Origin of the sequence: Christensenella sp. (genome assembly GCF_034927525.1) — a bacterium.
GTDB lineage: Bacteria > Bacillota > Clostridia > Christensenellales > Christensenellaceae > Christensenella.
Genome location: NZ_JAYFPU010000111.1, coordinates 1 through 5,691 on the forward strand (window position 1 = coordinate 1; position 5,691 = coordinate 5,691).

General features: G+C 50.5%; 4 protein-coding genes. All 4 read left to right on the forward strand.

The window, feature by feature from the left end; genetic code table 11:
- Window positions 1-553: 553 nt before the first annotated feature.
- A complete protein-coding gene (locus tag VB081_RS04500) occupies window positions 554-1,117 on the forward strand; it encodes a hypothetical protein (protein WP_323399651.1) in 564 nt (187 codons plus the stop codon).
- A 299-nt stretch (window positions 1,118-1,416) separates the two neighbouring features.
- Entirely contained in the window at window positions 1,417-4,038 is a 2,622-nt protein-coding gene (locus VB081_RS04505) for an ATP-dependent DNA helicase (protein WP_323399652.1), read from the forward strand.
- Complete coding sequence (locus VB081_RS04510) at window positions 4,023-4,232, forward strand: DUF6870 family protein (RefSeq protein ID WP_323399653.1); 210 nt, start codon at window positions 4,023-4,025, stop codon at window positions 4,230-4,232. The genes VB081_RS04505 and VB081_RS04510 overlap by 16 nt, the downstream gene beginning before the upstream one ends.
- A 126-nt stretch (window positions 4,233-4,358) precedes the next feature.
- Window positions 4,359-5,691 (forward strand): recombinase family protein (locus tag VB081_RS04515; protein WP_323399654.1); only part of this gene is annotated, 1,333 nt, incomplete at its 3' end.

The window sequence follows — 5,691 nt, forward strand, 5'->3', positions numbered from 1 at the left end:
GCTCGACTTGTGCACTTGGCATTGGTGAAAAGCATTTAACATACAAATTTTTGCTTAATTCCTGCTACTCGCGGCCAATATTTGAGTGTAATGAAATGTTGCAGAAGCTGGGTTTTGAGCCGTTAACCAAAGAACAATAAATTTATTTTGCCACCACCCGGACATTTTGTGTCCGGGTGCTTTTTTATTATATATTCAGGAGATTCTGCCCCGGCAATGAGTTTAAAGAGACTTATTGCCGGGGCTTTTTGACGTTATGATCATTTCCCTAGACATTTCATGTCCGTGTAAAAATTTCGTATTCCAAATAAAATGATATTGGCGAGTGGACAAGGTTTCTGCAAAGCCGACCACATGGCAACCGCCTGCGCAAGGTGATTCCCGGTGCTATGTGAGTACAATTGAATAAGTAAGCTGCAACCGTTCACCGGGAAGTGATGGATGCAGTCCTAAATGGAGAAATCCGTTGGACTGTAAGTCATCCTTCCTGTGGGCTTGCTTCCATACACCGCAAATTCTCCATTTCGGATAAACCTGAAAGGAGAATTTTTTTGTGTCAAAGCATTCAGATAATTGCTACGCCGCCCTGCGTAGCCGTTCCCCTCCTTTCCCCAATCGACGTTTTGATTTTTTCAAAAAACGATTGGAGGAAAGAAAAATGCAGAATTGGCAAAAAGATAGGAACTATCGAAAATATGTGAACACTGACGGCTCTTTCATTTATGTTATCACCGTGGATGGCGTGGATGTGGAGGTCAACGAGGAGATTTACAAGGCATACTCTCAGGCTGATCGCAGGGAACGATACTGCGCTGAGTGCGAAGAAGGGCAATTGCTCTCGCTGGATCAGATGGATAAGGACGGTATGCAGTTGTCCTATCTCATAAGGCGACACGCCGAATCCGCTGAGGATATGGCTGTACAAAGGCTATTGATCCAGCAGATAAATGAAGTACTGCCGTTGCTGGAAACCGAAGATCAGGAACTCATCTGGCGGCTGTACGATGACGGGATATCCATCAGAAAATACGCGAAGGAGAAAGGTTTGAGTGACTTTGCTATACGTCACCGTGAGCGCAATGTGCTGGCAAAAATAAAAAAACTTTTAGAAAGTTGAAAATTCCATATCGCACCCCGGTGTTTTTTCGGGAGGGATAGTGAAGGGGAAATGATCTCCCTCACTGCACCTTGACAAACACCGTGCCATTTCGAAGGCCGGTCATACGGGCACCACCGGGTACATAACCGCCCGGCGCCGCGCGCGAAGACCTCCGGCTCCCCTATGGGAGCCGAGAGCGAGCGCCCGACTTCTTTCTCGTTTGAAGGGAAAGAACCGGCAGACACAAGGCGCCATGCGATCATGATACTTCCCCGAACCTGACTGTACGGGGGCCGCGGTAGTAGGGATAATTCGCGGTGGAAGCATCGTTCTGGCTGAAAAAGGCCGGAAGGAGCTTTCATGGGCTGTATACGCAGCCGTCCGGTAGCGCCACATCACAATTGAAGTTTTTTACTGCAAAATCATTAAAAAAAGCATCTCAAGCATTTTATGGTTTTAGCGGTTTGACTACTGCGCAGTGGGTATTTTTGCCCACTGCGTACCATCAAGCCGCTAAGAAAGCAACGGAGGAAATTATGCAAGATCAGAGTTTTGAACGATATAAACAGGAACTATCATATGATTTGCCGCCCAATACCCCCGCACGGTACTTTGTAGGAGGCAAATACATTTTTACAGCTTATGGCTGCGCACTGCTGGAACGCCAAACGGAAAAGGGGCATGTCTACAGCGCGGTCAATTTAGCAAACGGAAGAACAGCAACACTTTGCCGCCGAGCAATTCCCCTAGAAGAACCATCTCACACACGGCTGGCCGCTAAAATCCGAGTATTGCCTTTTCGCGGCGCGGGAGTATATGAAGCGGACAGGCCACCGGGCGAACGCTTGGCAAAAGATAAGCTGACGGAGATTCTTTGCCACGTCTTTACAAACATCCTGCCACAGTACGGCTATATTTTTCGAGAGAACCAGCTTGGGTTGGCAGAACATATGACCGATGTCATATCCCGTCGCGGCATTTCTTTGGCGGAGTCGGCGGTGGGTACGGGCAAGACGCTGGCTTATCTCACGGCGGCCGTACTGGCCAAACGCGGGCGGATTAACGATTTCTGGCTGCGGGGTAACCTACCCGGCCAGAGTTACGCCGAGAGCGCGTATATGCCCGTGGTGATCGCCACATCCAGTATTGCGCTGCAACGGGCCATTGTCACCGATTACATCCCGGAGTTATCCGCGATTCTCGTGGAGCACGGGATCATACGCACACCACTGACCTGCGTGGTTCGCAAGGGCAAGGAGCACTACCTTTGCGAAAAGCGCCTACGGGCATTTTATAACGATGCCGATGCCAGAACACAAACCGCGCTCGAACCGCTATTGTCCGAGTCCACTTCCTGCGACCTTGCGGATACAGAGGGACTGACCCCTTTCATGAAGCGACAAATATGCATTGCAGGAAGATGCATGAGTGATTGCCGCTCTTATGACTGTTGCCGGTATATCCGGTATCTGGATGAAGCAAATAATCCCACTGTGGATTTTCAGGTAACCAACCACAATTACTTCCTGGCCGATATTCTGCACCGGGCAAACGGTAAACGCCCGCTCCTGCCGCATCACCAGCTTGTGATTATCGACGAGGCGCATAAATTTCTCATAGCGGCACGGCAAATGTACGGGCTGGAGCTTTCGGACGCTGAAATTCCACAGGTAGTCGATTTTATTCACGCATTTACGGATGGTAAATCGGCAGGCGGCATCAATATTCACAAGCTTGCGAAGAAATTGGAGGGACAATCTAAGCGATTGTTTCGCCAATTGAGGGAGAACATTCTCACGGCGAAGGATTACGAGGAGTCCGAGCGCTTTCCCGCCGTTATGGACAATGATACTTCAAGGCATCTCAAAAACATTTCAGAAATTGCGGACAACCTTTTCTCCGCGCTAGAGGACAGCCAAGTGCAGTCCCGATTCCGTGAGCGTAAGATGCAGGTGTTGTGGAAACTGAAAAATGTTAGGGAGCGAGCTACAGCTTTCAGGAAATATGAAAACCTCATCTGCTGGATGGAGCAGCCGGACGACGGCGAAGAGGGCGAGACGTTTCTGCGCGCCATTCCAAAGGATTTGGGCGCGAGGTTGTACGCGGATGTGTGGAATATAGGCATCCCGCTTATTCTAACCTCCGGCACCCTGTCGGCGTCCGGGCAGAGTCTGCCTGGCGGTGATTTCAGCCGGATCAAGCAATCCTTGGGAATTGATCGCGTGCAGGAACACCTGGTTTGCGACACGAGCTTGCCGTCCCCCTTTGATTTCAAACAGAATACCTTGCTCTACCTCAGCGAGAACGTTCCCTTCCCGAACCAGCAGGACAAGGGATACATTGCGGCGGTCGCGGACGAAGTGGAGCGGCTTATCCGCGCTTCCCACGGCCACGCCGCAGTACTGTTTACCTCGTATAGCGCGATGGGCCAGGTATACGCCGCCCTTAAAGAGCGCGGTTTGCCGTACCCGCTGTTTCAGATGGGGCGGCGGGATACAACCGCGTTGGAGCGGTTCAAGCAAAGCGCGGGCGGCGTGTTATTCGCTTCCGGCGCGCTGTGGGAGGGTATCGACATCCCCGGCGATGCGCTGAGTATGCTTATCATCGTCAAGCTGCCCTTTGCCGCGCCCGATCCCATCGGGGATTATGAGCGGTCGCTGTTCGGCAGCATGGACGTCTACAAAAACTATGCACTAATTCCAGATATGAAAGTAAAGCTAAAGCAGGGTTTCGGGCGGCTGATCCGCACCGAGTTCGACACCGGCGTGTGCGCCATCCTTGATTGCCGGGCGAACGGAAGCGGGGCCTATCATCGTCAGGTATCGACCGCCCTACCACCCTGCCGGATAACATCAAATATTCTGGAGATCGAGCGGTTCATGCAGGAAACAAAACCAGATTCATATTTCAAGGAGGAAACGCTATGCAAAACAGCCTGAAAAATACAAATACCCTGGTCGACATCCGCGATGTGGCTGTCAACAAAAATCTGCCGAAGCAGGAACGCATTGCCGAGTTTGTGCGGCAGATACGGAACCCTTACCATTTCCGCTGCGGCAAATTTACCGTTACGGCTCGGTTTGCTGAGGACGGCCCCACACTGGAAGATTGCCTGCAAAGAATTGCCGCATAAAGAGAAGAAATGACTTGTAACCGCCGCGCAAGCACGCTAACATGGGAGTGGGAAAAGAGCAAAATATGGCTATCTTCAATCACTTCTGATTCGCGGCGAAATCCGTGAAAAAAGGAGTGATTTGTTATGTCAGAACTAAAATACAAGGCAGCCAAGTATATTCGCCTATCTTATGCCGATGACAAAGACGGCGAGAGCAACAGTGTGGAGAATCAGCGCAAGCTGCTGGATCGTTTTATCGCAACTCAGACAGATATGGATGTGGTAACGGAAAAGGTGGATGACGGCGTATCCGGCATTATCTTTGACCGCAAGGCATTCAAGGAGATGATGGCGCAAATAGAGGCTGGGGAAATCAACTGCGTTGTGGTGAAAGACCTCTCGCGCTTCGGTCGAGAATATATCGAAACCGGGCGGTACCTGCGCCGTATTTTCCCAGCGTATGGGGTGCGGTTCATTGCCATAAACGACAACATTGACACACTCAGGGATGACGCTAGTGACCTCGTTGTAGGCGTGAAATCTATTATCAACGACGCTTACAGTCGAGATATCTCCATCAAAACCCGCTCAGCGTTGAACGTCAAGCGGGAAAACGGAGACTATGTAGGCGCCTGTCCCATATATGGTTACAAACGTTCCTCTGATGATAAGAACCGACTCGAAATTGACGAGTATCCGGCATCCATCGTGCGGGACATTTTCCGCATGAAGATAAATGGCATGAGTGCACTAAAAATATCAGATGCGCTGAATAAGCTGTGCGTGCTGTCGCCTATGGCTTACAAGCGCGACCGGGGGTTGCCGCATCCAACTGGTGGGTTTGCAGACAAGCCCGATGCGAAATGGTCAGCCACGGCGATCTTCCGTATATTGAATGACGAAACCTATACAGGGACGCTGATTCAGGATCGTAGCGGGACGGTAAACTACAAGATCAAAGACGTGGTTGAAAAGCCATGTTCTGAGTGGAAACGTACCGTGGGGGCTCATGATGCTATTGTGAGCGCACAGGATTTTGACCTTGCCCAGCGGATCATGAAGCTGGATACCCGTTCCACACCTGGCAGCGACAGGGTTTACCTCTTTTCCGGCGTCCTCATCTGCGGATGCTGCGGTGGCAGGATGACCCGAAAGACCAACCGCTACAAAGAGCGCGAGTATCACTACTATTATTGCCCGACAGGTAAAAAACACGGTTGTACCGATGCCGTTATGGTAAAAGAAGATGATCTGAGCGAATGTATTCTGGAAAGCGTGAAAGCGCATATTTGCGGCATAGTGTCCCTTGAATCCGTACTTGCTGCCAGCAACAGCAGGAAGACCGCAGAACTGCTGGCAAAACAGATTCAGAATCAAATTGAGGACAGCGAACGCCAGATCGTAAAAACCAGCGGTATCAAATCCACCCTATATGAAAACATGGTCAGTGGCCTTTTAACAAAAGAAGATTACAAAA